The sequence below is a fragment of the Streptomyces sp. NPDC097640 genome (genome assembly GCF_040302705.1).
GTDB lineage: Bacteria > Actinomycetota > Actinomycetes > Streptomycetales > Streptomycetaceae > Streptomyces.
Window position 1 is genome coordinate 317,794 of sequence record NZ_JBEOSB010000009.1, and the last position, 24,395, is coordinate 342,188.

The 24,395-nt window shown below is 70.5% G+C and carries 27 protein-coding genes; 13 read left to right on the top strand and 14 right to left on the bottom strand.

Going from position 1 to position 24,395, the window contains the following annotated elements; translation table 11 throughout:
- Positions 1-39: 39 nt before the first annotated feature.
- Positions 40-972 (top strand): LysR family transcriptional regulator, encoded by a 933-nt coding sequence (locus tag ABTY62_RS17005; protein ID WP_352130198.1) that lies wholly within the window; start codon positions 40-42, stop codon positions 970-972.
- A gap of 8 nt (positions 973-980) precedes the next feature.
- Here ABTY62_RS17005 and ABTY62_RS17010 read toward each other — a convergent pair whose 3' ends face one another.
- Positions 981-2,546 carry an MFS transporter gene (locus tag ABTY62_RS17010; protein ID WP_352130199.1) on the bottom strand — a complete coding sequence of 522 codons (1,566 nt, stop codon included), beginning with the start codon at positions 2,544-2,546 and terminating at the stop codon, positions 981-983.
- Positions 2,543-3,880 (bottom strand): MFS transporter, encoded by a 1,338-nt coding sequence (locus ABTY62_RS17015; RefSeq protein WP_352130200.1) that lies wholly within the window; start codon positions 3,878-3,880, stop codon positions 2,543-2,545. Before ABTY62_RS17015 ends, ABTY62_RS17010 begins: the two co-directional genes overlap by 4 nt.
- A 232-nt stretch (positions 3,881-4,112) precedes the next feature.
- Here ABTY62_RS17015 and ABTY62_RS17020 point away from each other — a divergent pair, with 232 nt between their 5' ends.
- The gene (locus tag ABTY62_RS17020; RefSeq protein WP_352130201.1) at positions 4,113-4,754 is read left to right on the top strand and encodes a TetR/AcrR family transcriptional regulator; all 642 of its coding nucleotides are present in this window, start codon (positions 4,113-4,115) and stop codon (positions 4,752-4,754) included.
- Between the two features lie 24 nt (positions 4,755-4,778).
- On the opposite strand, the gene ABTY62_RS17025 is transcribed toward ABTY62_RS17020, so the two are convergent.
- Complete coding sequence (locus ABTY62_RS17025) at positions 4,779-5,735, bottom strand: GlxA family transcriptional regulator (protein ID WP_352130202.1); 957 nt, start codon at positions 5,733-5,735, stop codon at positions 4,779-4,781.
- Between the two features lie 277 nt (positions 5,736-6,012).
- Between ABTY62_RS17025 and ABTY62_RS17030 the strand changes: the two genes are divergently transcribed.
- Both ABTY62_RS17030 and ABTY62_RS17035 read left to right on the top strand, forming a co-directional pair.
- Positions 6,013-6,276, top strand: coding sequence for a hypothetical protein (locus ABTY62_RS17030; protein WP_352130203.1), 264 nt, complete (start codon positions 6,013-6,015; stop codon positions 6,274-6,276).
- Positions 6,277-6,448: 172 nt separating this feature from the next.
- Positions 6,449-6,964 (top strand): carbonic anhydrase, encoded by a 516-nt coding sequence (locus tag ABTY62_RS17035; protein ID WP_352130204.1) that lies wholly within the window; start codon positions 6,449-6,451, stop codon positions 6,962-6,964.
- Positions 6,965-7,035: 71 nt separating this feature from the next.
- Here the strand turns inward: ABTY62_RS17035 and ABTY62_RS17040 are convergent, their stop codons facing one another.
- A complete protein-coding gene (locus tag ABTY62_RS17040) occupies positions 7,036-7,662 on the bottom strand; it encodes a TetR/AcrR family transcriptional regulator (protein ID WP_352130205.1) in 627 nt (208 codons plus the stop codon).
- A gap of 109 nt (positions 7,663-7,771) precedes the next feature.
- On the opposite strand from ABTY62_RS17040, the gene ABTY62_RS17045 reads away from it, so the two are divergent.
- The 4 genes from ABTY62_RS17045 (at position 7,772) to ABTY62_RS17060 (ending at position 10,421) form a co-directional block, all read left to right on the top strand.
- Positions 7,772-8,359 carry an MFS transporter gene (locus ABTY62_RS17045; protein ID WP_352130206.1) on the top strand — a complete coding sequence of 196 codons (588 nt, stop codon included), beginning with the start codon at positions 7,772-7,774 and terminating at the stop codon, positions 8,357-8,359.
- A gap of 157 nt (positions 8,360-8,516) precedes the next feature.
- Positions 8,517-8,684, top strand: coding sequence for a hypothetical protein (locus ABTY62_RS17050; protein WP_352130207.1), 168 nt, complete (start codon positions 8,517-8,519; stop codon positions 8,682-8,684).
- Positions 8,685-8,699: 15 nt separating this feature from the next.
- The gene (locus ABTY62_RS17055) at positions 8,700-9,575 is read left to right on the top strand and encodes an NmrA family NAD(P)-binding protein (protein ID WP_352130208.1); all 876 of its coding nucleotides are present in this window, start codon (positions 8,700-8,702) and stop codon (positions 9,573-9,575) included.
- A gap of 15 nt (positions 9,576-9,590) precedes the next feature.
- Positions 9,591-10,421, top strand: coding sequence for an oxidoreductase (locus ABTY62_RS17060; protein WP_352130209.1), 831 nt, complete (start codon positions 9,591-9,593; stop codon positions 10,419-10,421).
- Between the two features lie 10 nt (positions 10,422-10,431).
- On the opposite strand, the gene ABTY62_RS17065 is transcribed toward ABTY62_RS17060, so the two are convergent.
- Both ABTY62_RS17065 and ABTY62_RS17070 read right to left on the bottom strand, forming a co-directional pair.
- Complete coding sequence (locus tag ABTY62_RS17065) at positions 10,432-11,082, bottom strand: NAD(P)-dependent oxidoreductase (RefSeq protein ID WP_352130210.1); 651 nt, start codon at positions 11,080-11,082, stop codon at positions 10,432-10,434.
- Between the two features lie 45 nt (positions 11,083-11,127).
- Complete coding sequence (locus ABTY62_RS17070) at positions 11,128-11,769, bottom strand: DsbA family protein (RefSeq protein WP_352130211.1); 642 nt, start codon at positions 11,767-11,769, stop codon at positions 11,128-11,130.
- Positions 11,770-11,912: 143 nt separating this feature from the next.
- Between ABTY62_RS17070 and ABTY62_RS17075 the strand changes: the two genes are divergently transcribed.
- The gene (locus tag ABTY62_RS17075; RefSeq protein ID WP_352130212.1) at positions 11,913-12,827 is read left to right on the top strand and encodes an AraC family transcriptional regulator; all 915 of its coding nucleotides are present in this window, start codon (positions 11,913-11,915) and stop codon (positions 12,825-12,827) included.
- An 85-nt stretch (positions 12,828-12,912) separates the two neighbouring features.
- Here ABTY62_RS17075 and ABTY62_RS17080 read toward each other — a convergent pair whose 3' ends face one another.
- A complete protein-coding gene (locus tag ABTY62_RS17080; RefSeq protein ID WP_352130213.1) occupies positions 12,913-13,800 on the bottom strand; it encodes a helix-turn-helix domain-containing protein in 888 nt (295 codons plus the stop codon).
- Positions 13,801-13,877: 77 nt separating this feature from the next.
- On the opposite strand from ABTY62_RS17080, the gene ABTY62_RS17085 reads away from it, so the two are divergent.
- On the top strand, positions 13,878-14,735 hold the full coding sequence (locus ABTY62_RS17085) for an alpha/beta fold hydrolase (RefSeq protein ID WP_352130214.1): 858 nt from the start codon (positions 13,878-13,880) through the stop codon (positions 14,733-14,735).
- 45 nt (positions 14,736-14,780) lie between these two features.
- Here the strand turns inward: ABTY62_RS17085 and ABTY62_RS17090 are convergent, their stop codons facing one another.
- The 7 genes from ABTY62_RS17090 to ABTY62_RS17120 all read right to left on the bottom strand — a co-directional run bounded on the left by ABTY62_RS17090 (position 14,781) and on the right by ABTY62_RS17120 (position 22,376).
- A complete protein-coding gene (locus ABTY62_RS17090) occupies positions 14,781-16,061 on the bottom strand; it encodes an amidohydrolase (protein WP_352130215.1) in 1,281 nt (426 codons plus the stop codon).
- 60 nt (positions 16,062-16,121) lie between these two features.
- Complete coding sequence (locus tag ABTY62_RS17095; RefSeq protein WP_352130216.1) at positions 16,122-16,790, bottom strand: trimeric intracellular cation channel family protein; 669 nt, start codon at positions 16,788-16,790, stop codon at positions 16,122-16,124.
- Between the two features lie 114 nt (positions 16,791-16,904).
- Positions 16,905-17,546, bottom strand: coding sequence for an NADPH-dependent F420 reductase (locus ABTY62_RS17100; protein ID WP_352130217.1), 642 nt, complete (start codon positions 17,544-17,546; stop codon positions 16,905-16,907).
- 218 nt (positions 17,547-17,764) lie between these two features.
- The gene (gene secD / locus ABTY62_RS17105; RefSeq protein WP_352130218.1) at positions 17,765-20,077 is read right to left on the bottom strand and encodes a protein translocase subunit SecD; all 2,313 of its coding nucleotides are present in this window, start codon (positions 20,075-20,077) and stop codon (positions 17,765-17,767) included.
- Positions 20,078-20,141: 64 nt separating this feature from the next.
- The gene (locus ABTY62_RS17110) at positions 20,142-20,609 is read right to left on the bottom strand and encodes a hypothetical protein (RefSeq protein WP_352130219.1); all 468 of its coding nucleotides are present in this window, start codon (positions 20,607-20,609) and stop codon (positions 20,142-20,144) included.
- Positions 20,610-20,688: 79 nt separating this feature from the next.
- Positions 20,689-21,411: a response regulator gene (locus ABTY62_RS17115; protein ID WP_352130220.1), complete on the bottom strand. Its 723-nt coding sequence runs from the start codon at positions 21,409-21,411 to the stop codon at positions 20,689-20,691.
- Between the two features lie 2 nt (positions 21,412-21,413).
- Positions 21,414-22,376, bottom strand: coding sequence for a HAMP domain-containing sensor histidine kinase (locus tag ABTY62_RS17120; protein ID WP_352130221.1), 963 nt, complete (start codon positions 22,374-22,376; stop codon positions 21,414-21,416).
- Between the two features lie 419 nt (positions 22,377-22,795).
- On the opposite strand from ABTY62_RS17120, the gene ABTY62_RS17125 reads away from it, so the two are divergent.
- Genes ABTY62_RS17125 through ABTY62_RS17135 form a run of 3 tightly spaced genes read left to right on the top strand, consistent with a single transcriptional unit; the run spans position 22,796 to position 24,370 of the window.
- Positions 22,796-23,125, top strand: coding sequence for a TraR/DksA family transcriptional regulator (locus tag ABTY62_RS17125; protein ID WP_352130222.1), 330 nt, complete (start codon positions 22,796-22,798; stop codon positions 23,123-23,125).
- Between the two features lie 49 nt (positions 23,126-23,174).
- Positions 23,175-23,543: a TraR/DksA family transcriptional regulator gene (locus ABTY62_RS17130; RefSeq protein ID WP_352130223.1), complete on the top strand. Its 369-nt coding sequence runs from the start codon at positions 23,175-23,177 to the stop codon at positions 23,541-23,543.
- Positions 23,540-24,370, top strand: coding sequence for a hypothetical protein (locus ABTY62_RS17135; protein WP_352130224.1), 831 nt, complete (start codon positions 23,540-23,542; stop codon positions 24,368-24,370). Before ABTY62_RS17130 ends, ABTY62_RS17135 begins: the two co-directional genes overlap by 4 nt.
- Positions 24,371-24,395 lie beyond the last annotated feature (25 nt).

The window sequence follows — 24,395 nt, forward strand, 5'->3', positions numbered from 1 at the left end:
TATTGCATGTTTTGCTGGTGCTGTGTGCAAAATCATTTCATGATTGACCTGCGTCGGCTTCATATGCTCCGCGTGGTGCACCAGCAGGGCACGGTCACCGCGGCAGCGGAGGCCCTGCACCTCACCCCGTCGGCGGTTTCCCACCACATGCGCGAGCTCGCGCGGCAGCTCAAGGTCCCGCTCCTGGAGCCGCAGGGCCGCCGCGTCCGGCTGACCCCGGCCGGGCGTCTGCTCGTCGACCACGCCGACGCGCTGCTGGCCCGTTGGGAGGAGGCGCAGACGGAGTTGGAGTCCTATCGGGCGGGCGTGGCCGGGCCGCTGCGCATCGCGGGTTTCAACACCGCGATCGGCGGCCTGATCGCCCCCGCGGCCGGGCGGCTGCGGCACAGCCATCCCGACCTCCTGGTGCAGGTGCGGGAGTGTGACACGGCGGAGAGCATGGACCTGCTGGTGGCGGGCAAGGTGGATCTCGCGGTCGTGGAGCCCATCGAGGGCGGGCCGCCGCTGGACGACTCGCGGTTCGAGCAGAGCCTGCTGCTGGAGGAGCCGTACGTCATGCTGGTGCCCGCCGACCACCCGCTCGCGCGGGTGGCATCGGTGCGGTTGGAGGACGCGGCGGCCGAGGACTGGATCGTCGCCGACCCCGGCACCTGCGACCACGCCCAGCGGGTGCGGATGCTGTGCGCGGTGGCCGGATTCTCGCCGCGGATCGTGCACGCCGCCACCCAGTGGCAGGCGGTCTGGTCGCTGGTCGGGAACGGGCTGGGAGTCTCGCTGGTCCCGCGGCTGGCCGAGGGCCCGGCGGGCCGGTCGGTGGTGCGGGTCCCGGTGTCGGGCGAGAACATGCCGACGCGGCGGATCCTCACCTGTGTGCGCCGCGGCAGTCGGCGGAACCGGCTTGTCGACCTCGGGATACGTGCGCTGGAGGCCGGTGTTGATGGCCATGCGCAGCGATCAACACCGGCCCGTTGACGTATCGCTTACGCCTCAGCGGATGTCCGGGGACGGTGAACCTTGTGGCGGACGAACAGCGCCGCCGGCACGGCCATGACGATCAGTACAACTCCGCCTATGACGTTGCCCAGGTGCACGGCGTCGGTGAACGCCCTCGGTACGGCAGTTCCCACCACGCGAGCGAGGGATGCGGGGATGTCTGTCGCACCGCCGCCGTGTGACGCACCCTCCACGATCCTGTCCGCCTGGGGCGAGGGGATGCCTGCCTCGCCGAGACGCTCATGCAGGTTCCGGGGGAAGCGACTGGTGACGATGGTTCCGAGGACACTGGGGCCGAGCACCGTTCCCAGCTGACGAGCCATGTTCACCGCTGCCGCCGCCATGCCCTGCTGGTGTGGCGGGACACTGTTGACCGCGGCAGCCGTCGAAGGTGCCGTCAGCAGGCCCGCTCCGACGCCCGCCACGAGCAGCCCTGGCCACATCGCCCCGTAACCTCCCGAGGCATCGGTCGCGAGCATCGCGAGAGACCCGGCTCCGATGAGGACCAGGCCCGCAGTGATCAGGAGTGTGAAGCCGACCCGTTGTACCAGCACCCGGGCGGTCACTACGGTGACCAGGAGGAACGTTCCGAACAGCGGCAGCAGGCGCACGCCGACGTCGAGGGGACTGGTCTGTCCCACACGTTCCATGTAGAGCACGCTGAGCAGGGCGACACCGACCAGTCCGAAAACGCTGACAGCGGCCACGCCCATGACGGCCGAGAAGGAAGCGTTCCGAAAGAGCCTCAGGTCCAGCATGGGGTCGGGGTGACGGAGTTCTACGCGTATGAACATGAACAGAGATACAGCGAAGACCACATACATGGTGATGATCGGCGCCTCGGCGTATCCCGTGGCGCCACCCTGAATGATCGCGTAGGTGGCCGAGGCCGTCATCACTGTGCCCAGGACAAGGCCCGCGAGATCGGGCTTGCGCGTGGGGAGTCTGGACTCGGCTACGAAGACCGGGGCCAGGAGGATGGCCATGCCGGCGATGGCGATGTTGGCGATGTAGACGGTGTGCCAGGAGAAATGTTCGAGCAGGGCTCCGGCGAGGATCGGGCCGATGGCCAGGCCCAGTCCGGAGCACGCGGCCCAGATGCCGATCGCGGCGGTGCGCTCGTGCGCGTCGGTGAAGGTGGCACTGACAATCGCCAGGCTCGTCGGCAACACGGCTGCGCCACCGAGGCCCGCGATCGCCTGTGCGGTGATGAGCATGCCGGCGCTGTCGGCGAAAACGGCGAGTACGCTGCCGGCCAGGAAGACGGCGGCACCCAGGCTGAACACGCGTCGACGCCCGACGAGATCGCCGAAGGTTCCGGCGGACATTACGAAGCTCACGACAGCGAGGCTGTACGCGCTGGTGATCCATACCAGCGTGCTCGAAGTGACGTGCAGGTCGCTCTGTATTTCGCCCAGGGCCGAGATGGTGGAGGTGACGTCGACGAAGGCCATCATGACGCCGAGACAAACCACCAGAAGGCCAAGCCAGCGGGACCGCCCGCCGCCGGGGGCCGTGGCGCGGGAAGCCTGAGCCGGAAGTGACGCTGTCATCGGACTGCCACCACCTTTTTCTTCGATACGCCCAGAGACACCACGGCTGCGGCAGCCATGAGTCCCATCGCGACAAACCATGCGTGCCGGTAGGTCTCGAGAGATGCTCCACCGGAGGCGGTGCCGAGCAGGGCGACCAGGATGCTGATGCCGACGACCGAACCGATCTGCATGGCCATGGTCACGATGGCGCTGCCGGTAGCCGCCTGCTCGGGGTGCAGGCCGACCGTCGCGGAGGAGACGACGGTCGGAAGCGCCAGCCCGGCGCCGGCCCCGAAGATCAGCCAGCTCGGGAGGACTCCGGACGCGTAGTTCGGGTCGTTGTGCAGCAGTACGACGAAGAGCAGGATGCCGACAGCGGCGATGGCGCTGCCGACCGCGGCGATGAAACCGGCCGGGACCCGGAATCGGCGCTGGAGGGCTTCACCGAGAGCGGCAGCCAGTGCGAAGGCCACGGGACCGGGAAGGCTGGCGCATCCGGTCTTGATGGCGGAGTAGTGCCAGTGGCTCTGGAGCCAGAGGATCGTCGACAGCAGGAAGCCGGCGAACGAGGCCAGTTGCAGGGTGGCGGCGAGGTTCGCCGAGGCGAAGATCCGGTCACGGAAGAGTGAGAGGTCCACCACGGGCGCCTGGTGACGTGACGAGCGGAGCAGGAACACGACCACCCCGACCACCGCCACGACCAGAGACGAAACGACGCGGACGTCCGACCAGCCCCAGTCGGGCGCCTTGACCACGCCGAAGGACAGTCCGCCGACCACGATGATCAGCAGGACACCGCCGAGCAGGTCGGGGATGCGGGCGTCTTGTTCGTGCTTGACGTTGGTCACGAGTCGCGCGGCCAGCGCCATCGCGAGCAGCCCGATCGGAATGTTCACCAGGAACAGCCACCGCCAGGAGACCTGGACCAGCAGCCCGCCGAAGATCGGCCCGCATACCCCGGACAGCGAACCTGCGGTGAACCAGATCTTGACGTACCGCTCCACCTTGTCGGCGGGAGCACTCGTCAACACCAGGCCCAGGCTGGCCGGGGTCAGCAGGGCGGCGCCCACGGCCTGAATGGCACGGAAGACGACCAGCACCCATACATCGCCGGACAGACCCGCCCCCAGGCTCGCCGCCACGAAGACAGCCATGCCAAGGAGGAAGCCGGCCTTCCGGCCGAAGCGGTCGGCAAGCCGCCCCGCGGGGACCAGAAAGGCGGCATAGACGATCGCGTACCCATTGAGCACCCAGCTCAGATCCGACAGGGACGTCGAACCGACGCCCTGCCCGATGTCCGGCAGGCCGACGTTGGTGATCCACACGTCGAGTTGGCCAAGGAAACTCGCCATGGCCAGCACGGCGAGGATGAGAGCCGGACGGGCGTTCGGGGAGCCTCCACCTCCCCGCTGTGTTCGTGGAGGGGCCATCTGATCTTGCGAAGACATGCGTCTCATCCGTTCTGAGGGATTCGCGGGATGCCGTGAGTGACGGACACCAGAGTTCTGGACCGTTCTGTCAGGAACGGTAAGAAGTTGTGGAACGGAATGTCAAGAATGGCTGTGCGGCCTGTACGCTGGCCGCATGGGGCGCCCACCAGGATTCGACAAGGACAAGGTCGTAGCGGCCGTCGAGCGACAGTTCCGCCGTGCCGGATACGCCGGCACCAGCGTTGACGACATCGCCAAGGCCGGCGGGCTGGGCCGGGGCAGCCTCTACGCCGCCTTCGGCGACAAGAGCAAGCTGTACCTGCGGACGCTGGAGGCATACTGCGACCGCAGTGAGGCACGCTGGGCGGCCGTACTCGAAGGCCCCGATGACACCGCGCTGGAGCGGCTGCACGCGTATCTCGTGGAGTCGGCGCGATTTGTGCATGACGACCCCGACCAGCTCGGCTGCATGGTGACCGGCTTCGTCGTCGAGGGGGCCGACCACGATCCGCGGGCCGGTGCACGCGTCAGGCAGGCCCTCACGAGAATTGAAGGTTCACTGACCGAGTGCGTTCAGGCTGCGCAGCGACATGGCGACCTCGATCCCGAGGCGGACGCCCCCGGAGTCAGCCACCTGCTCATGGCGATCAACCGGGGCATGGAAGTGCTGGCCAAGGCCGGGTCCGACACGGCCGCACTGGAGCGCGTTGCCGATCAGGCATTCGGCGGACTCCCGCTCACGGCGCGGGCCCGGTCTCGGCAGGCGCCCCGCCCAGTCGTCTCCGACGCTTCCTGAGCGCTCACGCGCGGGAGCAAGCAGTCAGGTCTGCTCCGGCTCCGCTTTGTGGCGGAACAGGGTCCGGTATTCCTGGGGCGAGGTGCCGAGGTGCCGGTGGAAGGCGGCTCGCAGGGAAGCGGGAGCGCCGAAGCCGGTGAGGCGACCGACCTGTTCGACGGGCACTGCGCTCGCCTCCAGCAGTTCGCGTGCTCGGTCGATACGCGCGTCGGTCAGCCAGGCGATCGGCGTGGTGCCGGTCTCCTCACGGAAGCGGCGGATCAAGGTCCGCCGGGACATATGGGCGTGTTCTGCGAGATCGTCGACGGTAACGGGGTCTGCGAGGTTGTCGAGCATCCACTCCCGCAGGGGAGCGAGCTCGTCTCCGCTGGCTTCGGGGCGGAACTGTTCGATGAACTGTGCCTGACCTCCTCGCCGTCGTGGCGGCGCGACGAGTCCCCGCGCGTGTGTGTTCGCCGCCGCCGCACCCAGGTCGGTGCGGATCAGGTGCAGGCACAGATCGATCCCTGCCGTCACGCCGGCGGACGTGAGGATGTCGCCGTCGTCGACGTAGAGCTGATTCGGCAGGACCTTGACGTGCGGGTAGCGCCGTCGCAGTTGCTCGGTCTGCTGCCAGTGCGTGGTGGCCGGGCGCCCGTCGAGCAGTCCGGCCGCGGCGAGGACGAAGGCCCCGGTGCAGATGGAGACGAGCCGGGCGCCTCGGGCGTGAGCCGCCCGTAGCGCCGCCAGGAATCCTGCTGACGGGACCGTGTCGAGGTTCTCGTACCCCGGGATGATCACGGTGTCGGCGTCGTCCAGCGCTTCGAGGCCGGCTGCGACGGTGATCGCGAAGCCGGATCCGGGCACGGGTCCGGGCGCGCTTTCGGCGCACACGGTCAGCTCGTAGTGCGGGTCTGTCGAGAAGATCTGTGTAGCGGTGCCGAATTCAAGCGCGAGCACACCGGGCAGCACGAGCACCGCAACGCGATGTCTGTTCGTCATGGTGGCACGATGGTAGCGCTGATTGGCATCCGTGCCACTTTTTGTCCCAGATTGACTCTCGTAGCGTCAAAATCATGACCGACGCTCCTCCAGTCCTTCCGGACAAGCTGCCCGACGACGTACTCGCCCTCCCCTCCGGGCCGCTGGTCGAGGCGAGCCTCGCCGCAGCCCGCGCGGCGGTGCATCCGTCGCTGGAGCCCCCGCCGGGGATGTCGACAAGGTCTGGGAGGCTATTGCCTTTCACACCACTCCGCAGCTCCCCGAACGAATGGGGCTGTTGACCTACCTGACGTACGAAGGCGTCTGGATCGACTTCGGCAGGAATGCCGACCTCGTGGCGGAGGAGCAGGGGGAGATCCATGCCGCGTATCCACGGCTCGAGATGATCAGCAATCTGGCCGACGAGGTCATCGCCCACGGTGCCCGCTCCGAGACGGCCGCGCCTCCCTACGCACTCGCCTACCACCTCGCGCAGGAACGGAAGGCGGATGGCGTCACCACCATGGAGCGCGGCGTGGTCAATGGGCCGTGGGGGGAGTAGCGAAGAGCCCTCACCGCCATGGCATTCCCCATGTGAAACCTTCCTGGCTTGCCGAGAAAGCCGGGGAGCCAACCGCGAGAACCGGAGTCAAATGATGTCGGGTTATACAGAGTTCACGTTCCAAGGACAGCCGGGTTACGACGAAGCAGCGGCTCGGGAGATCATCGCCAGTGTGATTCCCGTCAGGACGATCGCCATGTACTGCTTCGACCCCCGGGCGTCCGGGGCCGCGAAGGCGGTGGCCGATTACTTCGGCGACGAGGTCTACCCCGGTGAACTCGTCCTCGACGAGGCCGGCAGGAAGATGGGCTCCACAGCGACGGTGTTCCCCCTCATCGTCGGGGGCGGGCGCGCGGCGGACGCTCTTCGCTCGATCACGGTCTCCCAGCACCTCTTCGGAATCGAGCGGGTTGTTGTCGTACACCACTCCTTCTGCGGCGCCACCTCCTTCACGGCTGAGGGAATCACCGCGGCGTGGAAAAATGAGCAGCACACCGACATCTCGTCGTTGTACGACTGGGACGGCATCTCCATCGCCGACTTCGAAAAGTCACTCAACTACGACGTGAGTCTGATCCGCAACAGCCCGGGCACCCCGAAGCACATTGAGATCTACGGCCTTTTCTACGACATCGACTCCGGCGAGCTGACCGAGGTCGTTCGCGACGTTCCCGCCGAGGTCGCGTAGCCGAGCATGACATCGAATGGACCGAGGCCCGCCGGCCTCGGTCCATTCGCCGTTCCGCCCGGCCGGAACGGTCAGCGCTCGGCGGCGAATGACTCGACGTACGCCAGGGCCCCGTACAGCGCGTCGCGCAGGGGTGTGGACTCGCCGGCCGCCTGGTCCAGCAGTGCTCCGCCCTGGAACGCGGCGGCGAGCAGGTGGGCGAGCGCGGCCGGGTCGGCCTCCGGCCGCAGTTCGCCGCGCTCGCGCATCGTGCTCAGGCCGCGCTTGAACAGCTCCTGCCACCGCCCGAAGCCGTCGGCCACCGCGTCCCGGTGGGAGGGCTCGGTCTTGACGACCTCAGCGGCCAGGGAGCCGAACGTGCAGCCGCCGCGCATCATGTCCTGCGAGGCGACGTACATGTCGGCCCATCGGTACAGGGCGGCGAAGCTGTCCAGTTCACCCAGCTCGGGCGCCTGGTGGCGGGCGACGATGCTGTCGGCCTGCCAGGCGAGCACCGCGCGCACCAGGGACTCCTTGGTGGGGAAGTGGCGCGTCAGCTGCGAGCCGCTGACCCCGGCGGCCGCGCGGAGCTGCTCGTTGTTGGTGTTCTGTGCACCGTGTTCGTAGATCAGCTCGGCAGCCGCCTTGACGATGCGTTCGCGTGTGGCCAGGCCTTTGGCGGTCAGCTTCCGGCCCGGCGCTTCGCCGGTGGTGGTCATGGCGGCCATCGTAGCAAAAAAAGGGCTTGACAGCCCATTCTTTGAGGTGTCTCCTGGATGCAGGCCAAAAAAGGGCTGTCAAGCCCATTCTTTTGAGGAGGCGGACGGGATGTCCACACAGGCCGCACCGCAGGCGGTCGCGACGACACCGCACACCGGCCCGGCTCCGGCCGTCACCGAGGCGGGCCACCCGCGCCGCTGGAGCGTCATGGCGGTGCTGGGTGCCGTCGCCTTCATGGCGCAGCTCGACTTCTTTGTCGTCAACGTCGCCCTCGACGGGATCGGGCAGTCGTTCCCGGGCGCGGGCGTCGCGAGCGTGTCGTGGGTCCTGTCGGCCTACGCGATCGTGTTCGCTGCCGTACTCGTGCCCGCGGGCCGGGTCGCGGACCAGTGGGGGCGCAAGAAGGTGCTGCTCAGCGGGGTGGCGATGTTCACCCTCACCTCCGCCGTCGCGGCTGCCGCGCCGAATCTCGGCGTGCTGGTCGGTGCTCGCGCGCTCCAGGCTGTCGGCGTGGCTGTGCTCGTCGCCCTCACGGCCCGGCCCACGCTCACGGGATTCGACCATGCCTGGTGGGTCCAGGCCGGCGCGGGCCTGGCCGCGGGCGTCGCCCTGCTCGCCCTCCAATCCCGCCGCACAGTCTCTGGTTCCAGCCATGTGAGCGCGACCAGGAAAGAGAAGGTCGATGAGCGACAATAAGTGGATGGTCGGATTCCGCCGTCGTTCTGCGGTGGGAGTTGCCGCGCTGCCGCCCGGATGGCCGAGTTCGCGCCCGAGTGTGCGGGCCGACGTGGCGGCGAACTCGACGTACTGCGGGTGCGGGTGCGGGTGCATCGAGTCATCTCTGATCAGCCTTATGGCCGCACGCCTCAAGCACCTCGAACGACACGACGTGCTGCGTCGCACCACGCTGCCCGGCTATACCGATCGCGCCGCCTGGTCCGTGGTGGCGATGCGCCTCACAGCTCCGGGAGAGGCGGCGCGCTTCGACACGCTCACCGCACCCGGTCTGCGTCTGACCTAGAAACGGAGAAAAGTCATGGAACGCAACCTTCTGGTGATCGGAGCGACCGGCAAGACCGGTGGCCACACCGCCGAACTGCTGCTTCAGCGCGGCCACCACGTCCGCGCGCTCGTCCGCCGTGCCGATGGGCGCTCCGCGAGGCTTGCCGGCCTCGGGGCGCAGATCGTGGAAGGCGACGTCCTCGACCTCGACTCCCTGGCGGAGGCGACGAAGGGGATCGATGCCCTGTACTTCACCTATCCGATCTTCCCCGGCCTGATGGACGCCACGGCGAACGTGGCCCTGGCGGCGGAGGAGAACGGGGTGCAGGCGATCGTGAACATGTCGCAAATCTCGGCCCGCCGCGATTCCGCCAGCAACGCGGCACGCCAGCACTGGGTCGCGGAGCGTGTCCTGGACCGCTTCCCGGTGGCCGTCACCCACATCCGTCCGACCTTCTTCGCCCAGTGGCTGATCGATACCTGGGCCGACGGGACCGGCGAACTGCGCCTGCCCTTCGCGGACGGACGCCATGCCCCGATCGCGGAAAGCGACCAGGCAAGGGTGATCGCGGCCATCCTGGAGGACCCCGCCCCGCACGCCGGCAAGATCTACCCGCTGTACGGGCCGGTGGAGCTCAACCACGACGAGATCGCCGAGAAGATGTCGCAGGCGCTCGGCAGTCAGGTCACCTATGTGCCCATCAGCCTCGACGAGTTCAGGGCCATCCTCGAAAAGCGCGGAGCGCCGGAACACCTCATCCAGCACCTTCTCGCCGTCGCGGTCGACTACCGCAACGGCATCTTCGCCGGCACGAACGACGTCGTGAAGAAGATCGGCGGCACCGACCCCCTCGATGTGGAGAGCTTCGTCGCCCAGAACCGGGCGGCCTTCGACTCACGCACCGCCTGAACCCAGGAGAAAACAATGAGTGTTTGGTTCATCACAGGATCGTCCCGTGGGTTCGGCCTGGAAATCACGCGCGCGGCGCTCGCGGCAGGACATCAGGTGGTGGCAACCGCACGGAAGGCGGAAGCCGTCCGCGAGCAGCTCCCCGACGCCGGTGACGCGCTGCTGGCCGTGCCGTTGGATGTGACCGACCCCGAGAGCATCCAGGCGGCTGTCGACACGGCAGTCGAACGGTTCGGACGCATCGACGTCCTGGTCAACAACGCCGGCACCGGCCTGCTCGCCGCCGTGGAGGAATCCAACGACGCGACGGTGCGCGCGGTGTACGAGACCAACGTGTTCGGTCCGCTCGCCGTCCAGCGCGCCGTGCTACCGCTACTGCGGCGCCAGCGCTCCGGGCACGTCGTCAACATCAGCTCCATCGTGGGCTTCGCCACCGCGCCGGGCTGGGGCATCTACGCCTCCACGAAGTTCGCCGTCGAGGGATTCACCGAGACCCTCCATGCCGAACTGGCGCCCCTCGGCGTCCACGTGACGCTCGTGGAGCCGGGCTTCTTCCGCACCGACTTCCTCGACCCGGCCAGCCTGCACACCGGCACCGACGTGATCGACGACTACGCGGCCACCGCCGGCACCATGCGTGAAGCGGCTACGGGGCTCAACCACGCCCAGCCCGGCGACCCGGCCAAGGCCGCCCGCGCCATCGTGGAGATGGCCGCCGCCCCCGAGCCTCCCCTGCGCCTCCAGCTCGGAGCCGACACCCTGCAAGCCTTCGACGCCAAGCTGGACAACTTCCGCAAGGAACTGGACGCCTGGCGGCACGTCGCCCTCTCCACCGACCACGACTGAGCCGGGTCGGTCAGTAGCCGACGGTGAAGCGCTGCCGGCGGTGGACGGGCTGCTCGATCTCGTCGAGGAGGGCGACCGCGTAGTCCTCCACGGTGATGGCGCTGTTGCCGTCGTCGTCGGTGATGAGGTCGTCCAGGGCGGTGCGGTAGCCGCCGGTGCGGGTGCCGGGCTCGATCGTGGCCGCGGGGCTGATGTTGGTCCAGTCGACGTCGGTGACGGTCCGGTAGTAGTCGAGGGCGTCGCCGTGGGCGTGCATGATCTGGAGCAGGAACTCGGGCAGGCCCGGGGCGTCCCACACCTGCTTGCCGTCAGGGGTGCGCAGGGACCCGGCGCCGCCGACGGCGATCAGGCGGGGTGCCTGCCCGCCGAGGGTCCGCAGTCCTTCGGTGAGGGCGACGGCGGCAGGCTTGATGGTGGCGATGTGGCCGGGGCCGTCACCGCCGCCGACAGCGCTGACGACGACATCGTGGCCCGTCGCGGCGGCGGCGACCGACTGGGCGTCGAGGGCGTCGCCGGTGGTGACGGTCAGGTTCGCGTGGCGTTCGGTGACCTTGGCGGGGTCGCGGACGACGGCGGTGACGGTGTGGCCGCGGTCGAGGGCCTCGCGGACGATGGCGGAGCCGATGGTGCCGTTGGCACCGAAGACAGCAATGTTCGTCATGGCAGTGTTTTCCTTCGTGATCTTTCGGGGTGGTTCGGTGGGCGGTCAGGCGGCGGCGGGGGCCAGGTGCCGGTCGAGGGCCTCGGTGAGCTGGAGGGTGCTGGAGAGCGCTCCGCCGAGCCGGTGGGTGCCGGTGGGGGTGTGCAGGAGCAGGGTCGGGTAGGCGTCGACGCCGAGCCGGCGCAGTTCCCGGAAGCCGCCTTCGGCCTCGGCGCGGGCGGCCGGGTCGAAGAAGGCTTCGGCGACGGCGTCGGCGTCGAGGCCGTGCCCGGCGGCGATGGACCGGTACACGTCGAGGTCGGAGAGGCTGCGGCCGTCGACGTACCAGGCGCGCTGGAGGGCGCTCGCCAGTTCCAGGATGCGTCCGGGAGCCTGGCTGCGCAGCGCGACCAGGCCGACGGCGGCGTCGGTGGAGTCCATCACCACGGCCCCCTCGGCCAGAACCTGCTGGTAGCCGTCGCCGAAGGTGACCCCCGTGGCGGCGGCGATGCGCTCGTTGGCGGCCGGGATGTGCGGGTACGCCGCCGCGGGCAGGGCGCGCGGGCCGGAGAAGAGGCCCCCGGACAGCACCTGCAACTCGATCCGGTCCGCGTTGGCGTCAGCGAACCGCCGCAACGCCGGGCCCAAGCCGTAGCACCAGCCGCAGTAGGCGTCGAACGCGTACGTCAGACGGATACGGTCTGTCATTCGGGACCTCCTGACATGGGTAGAAGTCAGTCATCGATATCGGCCGGGAGCTGCGACGCCCCTGCCGCCGCTTATGCTCTCGACTGACGTCAAACGTAGGAGCCGCGAACGGTTCCGCCCAGGTACGGTGAGGTCTCGTCGTGGTGAAAAACGGACACGAAGCGATCCCGGAGATCCAGTACGTCCCTCCGGCGGCCGGCGAGGTCGGTGTCGAAGTGATGCCGATCGCCGAACTGCGCCGCCGCCTGCATCACCACGGCGGGGCGGACGGCGCCCGGGACGCCGAGGGAGCCGGCCGCGCACAGCGCCCGGACTTCCACCTGCTCCTCACGGTGGAACAGGGGCTGCTGTGGCACATGATCGACTTCGCCGACTACGCCGTCACCGACAGCACCTGGCTGTGGGTCCGCCCCGGCCAGGTACAGCGGTTCGGCGACCTCGGCGCGGCCACCGGCACTCTGGTGCTGTTCCAGCCCGACTTCCTCGACCCGGCGACCGCCACCGACGTCCGCCTCGACGACCCCTTCGGGCGCACCCTGTGGCAGATCACCGGAGAGGACGCCCCCGCCCTGCACCGGGCCCTCGACCACCTCGCCCACGAATACGGCACCACCCACATGCCGGCCCCCACCCGCTCAGCCATCCTCCAGCGGCTGCTCGCCGTACTCCTGCTGCGCCTGACCCACTTGACCGCACCCGTGGGCACCCGGCCCGCCGGGCACGCGGAAACCTTCCAGCGCTTCCGTGCCGCCGTCGAAACCGACTTCGCCCGGGCCCGCGACGTCGGACACTACGCGCGCGCCCTCGGATACTCGCCGCGCACCCTGACCCGGGCCGCGCTCGCCGCGGCCGGCGTCGGCGCCAAGGAGTTCATCGACCGTCGCGTCGTGCTGGAGGCCAAACGCCTCCTCGCTCACGGCGAAGAGCCCGTCGCGGGCATCGGGGCCCGCCTCGGCTTCCTCGACACCAGCAATTTCGTCAAGTACTTCATCCAGCGCACCGGCACCACACCAGCCACCTTCCGTAGCCGGTACCACCCGGCCCGGGCCGCCCGCTGAAGCCGTCTGCCGAGGACCGCCACCTGGTGCTGATCAATTCGTCGAAGAAATTGACCCGATCCTGGCGATGCACGGCACTCGGGCCTCAAGACGGCCGGCGCCCGAGCCGGGGATCCCTGGGGACGTGAGGCTTTGCGGGTGTTCCGCGGTTGGGCCATGCGATGTCGTCAACGGCGAGAAACGGCTCGCCGGACACGGTCGCGGGGGTTGCCCCGGTGAACGCCCTGACGTCCCGATGCAGGTGGGACTGGTCGGCGTAGCCGGCGTCCGCCGCGACTTGGGCCGCGCCTTCACCCGCGACCAGGCGGTGCGCGGCATGGTCGAAACGGACCAGTTTCACGGCGCGCTTGGGCGGCAGGCCGAGCTGTGACCGGAACCGGGACCACAGCCGCTTACGGCTCCACCCGACCTCGGCCGCGAGTCCGTCGACCCGGGCCAGGCCACGGCTGACGACGATCCGGTGCCAGGCCCAGGCCACCTCCGGGTCCACCGGCGGCCCCGCCTCATGCCGGCGGGCGAGCAGGGTGTCCGCCAACGCGAAGCGATCCTGCCACGACGCGACATCGCCGAGTTGCTCGCGGATCCGTGACGCCTCCCGGCCCCACAGGTCGCCCAGGGACACGACGGCCCCGTCGAGGTCGGCGGGGGAGACGCCCAGGACCGCGCGTGCGATCACGGGGGACAGGCGCACTTGTACGCACTCGACGTTCTCTCCCCGAGCCCGGACCGCGCCCGCGGACCCGAGCCCGGGCCCGGCGACGAGGCTTCCCCGTTGCTGCGGCCCGGTGGCACATTCAACGACGGGCGAACCGGCGCCGAACTCCAGGAGCATTGTCACGGCCGGGTGCGGGACCATCCGGAGCGCGTCCAGGTCACGGACCCGGAACCCGGCCATGGCGACACCGGCCACCCGGCTGGGCCGCCTCGGGCACGCGACGTCCCACACCACCTCACCGTGCACGAACGTCCGCATCGTCCCATGCTAGGTGAGCCGGCTGAGGGGAACATTCGTCCAATCCACCGGCGCGTACCGGCGGGGACAGTGGGCTCATGACTGTTTCTGACGGCGGTTCGTACGTGAACGGCGGCGCCGAGACCACCGAGAGTTCGACCCTGTCGCTGGACGACGGCGACATCTACGTGTGCCAGGACGGCCCCCGCGACGCCCCCGCACTCCTGCTCATCCACGGGTCCGCATCCTCGACCCGCTCGTGGGACGCGATGGTTCCGCTGCTGACCGGATCTCACCGCGTCATCCGGATCGACCTGCTCGGGCACGGCCGGTCGGGCAAACCGGCCGACCGCAGCTACGAGCTCCCGGACCAGGCACGTCGGGCCGGCGTGGTACTCGACCGGCTCGGCGTCGAGCACTCCGTGGTCGTCGGACACTCCAGCGGCGGCGTCGTCGCCACCGCCCTCGCCGAACAGCGGCCCGACCTGGTGACCGCGCTCGCGCTGGTCAACACAGGCCCCAGCCTGGACGCCTTCATCGCACCGGAGTCCGCCGCAACCGCCCCCTCCCAGTGGCCGCCGACCGACGAGCAGCTCCGCCGGTTCGCGAGCACTGGTTTCAGCCGCGAGGGCTACCAGTTCCCGGAAGAGCTCCTGGACGAGGTGCGCAGCATGACCTCCCACACGTTCAGCATGACGATGCGGGGCACCCGCTCCTACCTGGAGCAGCGGGCGCTGCCGGATCGGCTGGCGGTCCTGGGCAAGCCGCTCCTGGTGATCTTCGGCGAGGACGACCGCAGATGGCGATCCTCATCCGCCGCCGACTACCGCGCCGTTCCGGGCGCGGAGATCGAGTTGCTGCCCGGGCTCGGGCACTCGCCCCTGCTCGAGGATCCGCCGCGGACCGCCACCCCCCTGCTGGCCTTCACCGCGATCCACGCCGTACGGGTGGACTGAACGAACAGGAGCGCCGGCGTCGCCGGTCCGGTCCTGGCCCAGGAGTCACGGTCTCCTGTGGTCCGGCTGTGCAAGTCGGGTGAGGGCCGCCGCGACCAGGGCCTGTACGCCCGTGTCCAGGGTGGGCTGGAGGACCGGGGCGAAGCGGGGGCTGTGGTTGACCGGGATGTCCTGCGCCACCGTGCCGCGCTGCTGGGCAGCCTGGTACGTGTCCGGATCGATGCAGCCGAGGGCCCAGTAGGTATACGGGATGCCGAAGGCGTCCGGGATGCGGCTGAAGTCCTCGCTGGCGCTCTGTAGTTCGCTGGTGCCCGCGCGGTCCCCGAAGGCCGCGGCGAAGGCGGCCGCGACCTCGCGGGTCAACGCCCTGTCGTTGACGGTCGGCGGAAATCGGGTGCCTTCCTCGATGTCCGGCTCGCGGGTCGCCCCGGAGGCGTCGCATTCGGCTCTGACGATGCGCCGGACCGCGGCCAGAACGGCCTGGCGGGTGTCCTCGTCGTAGGTGCGCACGTTGACCAGCAGCTCGGCCGACTCCGGGATCACGTTGCCGCTCGTGCCCGCCTGTACAGAGCCCACCGTGAGCACGACCGGCCGGGTGGCGGCCAGCTCGCGCGAGACGATCGTCTGGAGGCGGACGACGATCATCGAGGCCATCACCACGGGATCGATCGCGGCCTGCGGTGCCGATCCATGAGCGCCTCTGCCATGGACAGTGATCTTGATGTTGTCCGCCGCGGAGAGAAAGGAGCCTGCGCGCGTGCCGACCTGTCCGGCGGGATGGGGGAGCACGTGCTGGGCGAATGCGACGTCCGGGCGGGGAACACGGTCGATGAGCCCGTCGGCGAGCATCCGGTCGGCGCCGTCGCCGGGCTCCTCGGCAGGCTGGAACAGGGCCAGCAGGGTGCCCTGCCACGGCGCTCGGGCTGCCGCCAACAGGCGGGCCGCTCCCAGCAGACAGGTGACGTGCATGTCGTGGCCGCAGGCGTGCGCGACGGGCACCTGCCGGCCGGAGGCGTCCGTGGCGCTGGTCGTGCCGGCGTACGCAAGGCCGGTCGCCTCGCGGACCGGCAGGGCGTCCATGTCGGCCCGCAGCAGAACGGTGGGCCCGGCGCCGTTGGCCAGCACGCCGACCACGCCGGTGCCGCCGATCCCGTCGTGCACCTGGTAGCCGCACGTCCTCAGGCGGTCCGTCACCCGGGTCGCGGTCCGGTGCTCCTGGTGGCCCAGCTCGGGGTGGGCGTGCAGGTCCTTGTAGAAGTCCTCCAGCTCGGACCGGATGTCGCCGAGCCCGGCCGCGACCGCATCCACGGAATCCTTGAGGGACATCTGCTGTGTGCTCCTCTCCTCGACCTGTTTCCTGGTGCGGGACCGGCTCGCCCGTTCGGGTCAGAAACCGCGGCCGCGCGACGACTTCGGGCGCCAGTCGCGGCTCCCGGGCAGTTGCCAGCCCCAGGTGAGCGAGGCCACGCGCAGTGAGATGCCGACGACGAGCCCGGCCAGGATGCCGATGGTGGGTGCGCCGAGCTGGCTACAGACCACCATCACCGTGGCCACCAGCACCGCGACGGTCGCGTACAAGGGAGTGCCGCCGAAGATGGCGGGAGTCTCCCCCAGCATCAGGTCCCGGATGGCACCACCACCGACCGCCGTGATGGTGCCCAGCAGCACGGCCGGCAGCCAGCCCAGACCGACGGCGAGGGTCTTCTGCGCCCCGACAACCGCCCAGACGCTGAGCGCCGAGGCGTCCAGCAGGTCGAAGGCCCGGGTCGAGGTCGGCCGGCTCAGGTCGGCCACAAAGGCCAGAATGATGCCGCCGACCGAGACGGCGAGGTAGGTGTAGTCGGTCAGGGCCACAGGGGTCCCGTGCTGCAACAGGGTGTCGCGCAGGATGCCGCCGCCCAGGCCGGAGACGATGCCGATGACCAGGAAGCCGAACAGGTCCAGATGCCGGGCCCGGGCCAGCACCCCGCCGAGCGTGCTGTTGACGAACACCCCGCTGAGGTCCAGCACCCGGGTCACCCCGGTCACGTTCTCCGGCGACAGCCAGTCGGCCACGGATCAGCACCTCCCCTTCCTCCCACCATCGAAGAAGGCGGAGGTCGGCAGAGGTCAGCCGCTCTGCCGAGCACGCGAGCGGGCCGAAAGACACGCGCGCGGATCCGCCGGCTGTCACGGAAGGATCGCGATGGCGCTCGACCAGTTCAGACCGAGCCGTTCCTGGGACGCCATGTGCAGGAGCTGGAAGGCTTCCAGCTCGCGTGCCCGGCGCAGCGGTCCCACGTCCAAGGGGCGCATCCCGCCTGATGAGACCAGGCCCGACACGGCCTGTTTCGCGGTGTCGTCATCCGCGGCGACGAAGACGTCCAGGGGCCGGCCGGCGACCTGTCCGGTGGCGAGCGGCCCGGCGAAGGTGGTGTTGAACGCCTTGACGACCCGGGACTCCGGTGCGGCGGCGGCGATTTGTTCGGCGGCCGAGGTGCCGGGGGGCACGACGAGTGAGTCGAAGGTGGAGAAGTCCACCGGGTTGGAGATATCGACGACGATCCTTCCTGCCAGGGCGCCGCGCCAGGCGGCTGCGATGTCGCGCCCGGTCGGATAAGGCAGGGCGAGCACCACGACGTCGGAATCAGCCGCGGCGTCGGCGTCGACGACCGTGACCTCCGCTCCAGGTGTGGCCCGGCTCAAGGCGGTGGCCAGGTCTTCCGCCTTTGCCTTCTTGTGATCGTGCAGGCGGACGGAGTGTCCGCCTGCCGTTGCCCGGGCACCGATGCCGCGGGCCATGTTCCCGGCGCCGACGATGGTGACGATCATGCGTCGCTCCTCAGTGGACGTCACATGCCTTCCACCCTCACACCCCCAGCGGGCCGCTGCCACTGGCGAGCGTCCTGGTATCGGCCATCACGGTGTCGAAGACGGCCGTGAACCTTGAGCCGCGGTCGCGGACCGACGCCCCGCGCCGCGCCTTCCACTCCCGCAGCCGGGCCCCGGCGGCGGGAGTGGTCGTAGTGGCCGTGCCTCCAGGACGCCGCTCAATGAGAGGCAATCACCCGGCGGCGTGGCGCACTGCGCTGCGGATGCAGCTCGACGGTGAGTGAGGCGGCGATGAAGACGGAGGAGTAGGTGCCGACCGCCAGGCCGATGAGCAGGGCGAGGGCGAAGTCGGTGAGGGTGTCGTCGGCGAGGACGGCAAGGGCGGTGAGGATGAGTGCCGCGCCCATACCGGTGTTGACGGTGCGGGGCAGGGTTTGCAGGATCGCCCGGTTCGCCAGGCGGGGAAGCGGTGTGATGCGGTCGCGGGCGAGCAGCTCGCGGACGCGGTCGAAGACGACGACGGAGTCGTTGACCGAGTAGCCGATGACGGTCAGCAGCGCGGCCAGGAAGATCCCGTCGATCGGCTTGCCGAGCCAGGCGAAGACACCGATGAGGACCACCACGTCGTGGACGAGCGCGGCGACGGCCGCGGTCCCGAAGATCCAGCGGAACCGGACCGCGAGATACAGCAGTTGGGCGCCCAGCGCGAGGGAGAGGGCGATGAGGGCGTTGCGGCGCAGTTCGTCGCCCATGCTGGGGCCGATCAGCTCGTCGCGGATCTTCTCCGTCCCGCCGCCGAGGCCGCCGATGGTTCCGGTGACGGTGGCCTCTTCGGCGTTGGTCAGGTGCTCGGCGCGCACCGTGAGCCCGGTGTCGCCGGAGGACTGCACGACCCCGCGGGGGAACCCGGCGTCGGTGAGGGCGGTGCGGGCCCGGTCGGGGTCGACGGGGGTGCTGGTGGCGTACTCGATCAGCCGGCCGCCGGTGAACTCGATGCCGAAGTCCAGGCCGCGGGCGAGGATGCCCGACGCGGCCACGGCGAGGAGGACAGCGGAGGCGGCCAGCCAGCGACGCGGACGGCGCAGCAGGAACGGATCGCGGCGCAGCAGCCGGTCGCGCACCCATCCGGTGCTCGCGATGCCGGTGATACGAGGGCGGCGGAAGACCGCGGGGCGGTTGACCGCGTATTCGGCGAGTACCCGGCTGATCACCAGGGCGCTGACCATCGAGGCGAGGACGCCGATGCCGAGGGTGATACCGAAGCCGCGTACCGGGCCGGAGGCGAAGGCGAACAGGAGGCCCGCGGCGATCAGCGTGGTGATGTTGGAGTCGGCGATCGCGCTGAGGGCACCGCGGAACCCGGCCGTCAGGGCCGAGCGCGCGGTGGGGCGGCTGCGGGCCGCGTACTCTTCGCGGGCCCGTTCGAAGACCAGGACGTTGGCGTCCACGGCCATGCCGATCGCCAGGACGAACCCGGCGAGGCCCGGCAGGGTCAGGGTGGCGCCGAGCGCGGCCAGGGCGGCGTAGGAGATGAGGCCGTAGCAGACCAGGGCCGCGGTCGCGAGCAGACCCATGAGCCGGTAGACGGCGATGATGAACAGCGCGGTCAGTGCGGTGCCGATGGCGGCGGCCCAGGCCGCGGCCTCGATGGCCGCGTCGCCGAGCGTGGCGCCGACGGTGCGCTGTTCGACGGTCTCGACGGGTACGGGCAGGGCGCCGCCGGAGATGAGCAGGGCCAGTTCGCGGGCTTCGGTGCCGTCGAAGGAGCCGGTGATCTGGGTGGTGCCGCCCGGGATACCGGCCCCGCACGGCACGGAGGGGTCGACCTGCGGCGAAGAGATGATCTTGTTGTCGAGGACGATGGCGACCCGGCGCTGCGGATCGCCGGCCGGATGGCACGCGGCCCGTGCGGTGACCTGCTTCCACCGGTCCTGACCGGTCTTGGTGAAGTCGACGGTGACATGCCACCCGGCACCGCCCTGCGTGTCGAACAGGGCGTCGGCGCCTTCCACGTCCCGTCCGGTCAGGTCGGCGGCTCGCAGCCGCAGGGGCTGTCCGGACTCGTCCGGCAGCACACGCTCCGCGGCCGGATCGGCGGGCGGCGGGGCGGTGGCGCCGTCGGAGGTTCCGGCCGGGCCGAGGACCGCGTGGACGGTGAGCTGCGCGGTGCGGCCCAGCACGTCGGCGGCCTTCTTCGGGTCATGAACACCGGGCAGCTCGACGAGGATGCGCTGGTCACCGGAGCGGACGAGGGTCGGCTCGGCCACGCCGAGCGCGTCGATACGGCCGCGGAGCACCTCCAGGGTGCGGTCGGTGGCCGCGGCGTCGGCTTCGGTGGTGGGGGTGGAGCGGGTTTCCAGCATGATCTGGGTGCCGCCGCGCAGGTCGAGGCCGAGGCGGACCGGCACGGTGAGGGCGATGGCCAGCGATCCGGCGACCACGGCGAGGGCGATCAGCGCACGCGCGCGCAGGGACTTGTTCCGCTTGTTCCGGCTGCTGTTCCGTTTGTTCTGGTTGTTCCGGCGTTTCAACACGAGCCTCCGGCAGGCACGTCGCGGCTCGCGCGGCCGCGACGGGAAAGGGTGATGGGGTGCGTCAGGTACCGGAAGGCGCCGGAGGTGCCCGGCCGCGCTGGTGGGCCGATCGGCCGGAAGTGAGGGGTGCGCACGCGGAAGGCGACGAAGCGCGGATACCGACGGCCGGGCCGGTATCCGTACCGCGGGGGTCGGTGGCGTGGTGATCCGGCGGGTACGGACGGTCGCAGGGGCGGTCGTGCCGGACCCGGGCCTGGGCCGCGCAGCCGGCGGCACCCGGGTCGTCCGCGCGGGGCCCGGGGTCCGGGCGCTCGGCGCGCGTGGCCGCCGGGGCGGTGGCGGTGGCGGGGGCGGGCACCGGCCCGGAAGCGGTGCGCGCGGTATCCGCGGGCACCAGCGCCAGCAGGACGGCGAGGAGCAGGATGAGCGTTCCCGCGAAGCGGTGAAGCCGGTGAAGCCCGTGGAGCCGGTGGAGCCCGTGAAGCCCGTGACGACCGGCGGTCGGGACGGTGCGGGGTGCTGGGCGCATGCACCGTCCCCTTTCTGCTGGGCGTTCGACTTCCTGCCGGGTGCTCGACACGGGGTGCCCCGGTGCGGGAGGGCGGGTGTCAGGGTTCGACGAGACCCGCGCGGATGGCGTAGCGGGTCAGCTCCAGCCGGTCGTGCAGCCCGAGTTTGTGCAGGAGGTTGGCCCGGTGGCGGTGCACGGTCTTGACGCTGATGAACAGGATCTCGGCGATCTCCTTGGAGGAGTGCCCCTCGGCGACGAGTTTGAGGACTTCCTCCTCGCGAGGGGTGAGGAACTGGTCGGGGTTCTCCTCGCCGTGCCGGACGCGGTCCAGGTAATTGCGGATGAGGGCGGTGACCGCGCCGGGGTAGAGGAACGGCTCGTTGCGCATCGCGGCCCGGCAGGCGGCGACCAGATCGCGGTCGGCGACGGATTTCAGCACATAGCCGCAGGCCCCGGCCTTGAGCGCCTGGAAGAGGTACTGCTCGTTGTCATGCATCGTCAGCATCAGGATGCGCAGGCCCGGTTTGAGCGCCACCAGCTCACGGGCGGCCTGCAAACCGGTCAGGCGCGGCATGGCGATGTCGAGCACGGCCAGGTCGATCTCCTGGCTCCGGGCCGCCTCGATGGCCTCGGCGCCGTCCCCGGCCTCGGCGACGACCTCCAGATCGGGTTCCCGGTCGAGGATCAGCCGCACACCGCGGCGTACCAGGGCGTGGTCGTCGGCGAGCAGGATGCGGATCGGCGTCGCGGCCGTGGAAGCCGGGGCCGTGGGAGCCGGTGCCGGGGCCGTGGTGGGTGCGGGCGAGGTCGGATCGTGCATGGTCAGGACTGCTTCCTGGGGACGGGGGTGATCAGGCGGATCCGGGTGCCGGTGCCGGGTGTCGAGGTGATGTCCAAGGTGGCTCCGGTGAGCAGGGCCCGTTCGCGCATACCGCGGATCCCGGCGCCTTCGCAGGCGGCCTCGATACCGCGGCCGTCGTCGGCGATCTCCAGCACCACCGCCTCACCCGCGCGGTACAGGCTCACCTCGGCCCGATGCGCGTCCGCATGGCGGGCCACATTGGTCAGGCTCTCCTGAGCCACCCGGTACAGGACGAGCTCGCTCTCCCGGTCGAGGGTGGGCAGATCGGCGTCGAGGCGGCGTACGACCCGCAGCCCGGTGTGGGTGGCGAAGTCCTGTGTGAGCGAGGTCAGCGCACTGACCAGGCCCAGGTCGTCCAGAACACCGGGTCGCAGGCGGCGCACCAGACGACGGACCTCGTCCAGGCTCTCCCGGGTGATCTCCTGGGCCTGCTGGAGGTCCTCGCGCAGCGGCTCGGGGGAGTCGTCCGCGGCGCGCTTGAGCACCAGCAGGATCGCGGTCATGCTCTGCCCGACCTCGTCGTGCAGCTCCTGGGCGATACGGCGGCGTTCCGCCTCCTGGGCCAGCAGCACCCGGGCGCTGGACGTGGCGCGCTCGTGCTCCAGCCGGTCGAGCATGGCGTTGAAGGTGCGGATCAGCTCGGTCACCTCGCTGCCGGCACCGGCGCCGGGCACGGGCAGCCGCTGGCCGGGGCGCAGCAGGTCGACGGTGGTCATCAGCCTGGTCAGCCGGCCCAGCGGGGCCAGGCCCCAGCGCAGCAGGGTGCCGTTGGCGACCAGCATGACGGCGAGACCGCCGACCAGGATGACCGCCTCGGTCAGCACCACCGGCACGGAGACGGTCACCGGCGCCCACAGCAGCAGCGCCGTGGCGGCGCCGAGCACCAGGGCGTTGAGCCCGAAGATCCGCCAGAACAGCGACACCGCGGAAACTCCTCCTTCTGCGACCCGACTGTGATCACCTCTACTGTCGGTCATCCGCTGTCGGTCATCCGCATCGCACCCCCGGCGGAGCTGCCGCGACTGGCCGCGACCGATCCCGCCCCAGCCTGCCTCCCGCACCGCGCGCGGTCGATGGGGCACGCCACCCATATCCGAGGTCACCGGGTACCCATCCGCCGTTCCCCGCCATCGCCTCGTGGTCACCGCTGTCCCGGGCAAATGGGGTCCGCGCCCGATGGGCTTCCGGCGCCGGGTCGAGCAGAGTCGAACGTGACCGAGCCGCCCGGTTCGGCCCGTGCCGCGGTCGTGGAGACCGGGGCCGGCGGAACCGGGCGGCCGCTGCCGCGCGCAGCGCGCTTTTACGTTTCCACGCTTCCACGTTTCCGGGAAAGGACCTCATCGTGCCGCTCGACACCGCCCAGACCGATCCCCGCCCCGAGCGGCTGACCGCTCACGAGGCCCGCCAGCGCCTCGAACACGCCCGCAACAGCCGCCTGGCCCAGCTGCGCGCCATCGACGAGGCCCGACAGAGCACGGACGACCATCTGATGTCCGTGCAGGCGGAGGCGATCCGGCAGGTCCTCACCGAGATCGACGAGGCGTTCGTCCGCGTCGACGACGGCTCCTACGGCACCTGCCAGGGCTGTGCCAAGCCCGTCCCCGCCGAACGCCTGGAGATCCTCCCCTACGCCCGGCACTGCGTCGCCTGCCAGCGCCGCGCCGCCGACTGACCGGCCCTGTCCCAACCGCCTTCGTCTCCGCGCTGCTCAAAGGGGTGAAGTGGTGAACCACCAGATCATCGGCGACCGTCCCGCGCACCTGTCGCCCGAGGACCTCGCCGCGCTGCGGGAGAACCTGCGCGAACAGCGCCTGTTCCGCCAGGAGCAGCTGCGGCAGATAGCCACGGCGCCCCACGCCGCGGACCCGCGCCTGTGCCGCTCCGCGGCACAGGCCGAAGTGCAGGGGAAACTCGCCGCCTCCGCGTGCATGGTCCTCGCCGACGTGGAGGCGGCGCTGCAACGCATCGCCGAGGGCCGCTACGGCAGCTGCCACCTGTGCCGGCGCACCGTCGAACGCGAACGCCTGATGATCGTTCCGCAGGCCCTTTACTGCGCACGGTGCCAGCAGGTACGGGAGGCCGGACGATGACCGTCATCCGCCGCCGGGCCGACTCCACCGCCCGGCACCGGCACCAGCCCTGGCCGTTGTGCCGGCAGTGCTGCGGCCTCGCCCTCGACCTGGGCAGCGCCCGCACCCGGGCCTGGATGGCCGGCCGCGGACTGATCTTCGACGTGCCCACCGTCACCTTCCCCGGGGCCGTCCACCCGATCCGGCGCGGCGCCATCGTCGACGTTCCGGGAACGGCCCGGATGCTCGACCGGCTGCTCGGCCACCGTCTGCCCCGCCTCACCCGCCCGCTGGTGATGGTCACCACGCCCGTGCTGGACGGCCCCGGCTACCGGGAACGTGCCCGCAGCGCCGTGGAGGTGTTGCGCCCGCGCGCGGTCCTGACCGTCCCCACCGCACGCGCCATCGCCCTGGCCGCGGACGCCGACCTCTCCCTGCCGCTGCTCGTGGTGGACGTCGGCGCCCACCTGACCGAAGTGGTGCTCCTCGTCGACGGCGTCGTCTTCGACGCCCGCCGCACCACCCTGGGCACCAGCGACCTCTCCGGCGCCGGTACCACGGCGGAGCTCAGCGAGGCCATCACCGTCATGATCACCTCAATGCTCCGGCAGGACCGTACGTCCCTCACCGCCGAAGCCCTGAGCCGCGGCGCCCTCCTGGCCGGCGGCGGCGCACTGCGCCCCGACCTCACCCGCCGGCTCATCGGCGGCCTGCACGCGCCGCTGCGGGCGGTCCCCGCACCGCACACCGCCGCGATCCGCGGCGCCGCCACGATCCTGCACGCCGCGCACGCCCATCCCTCGGCCGGCGGCACGCCCTCGCGCGGCCCCGGCCCGCGGTCCGGGTGAGCCCCGCGGCCCCAAGGGGCGCGCG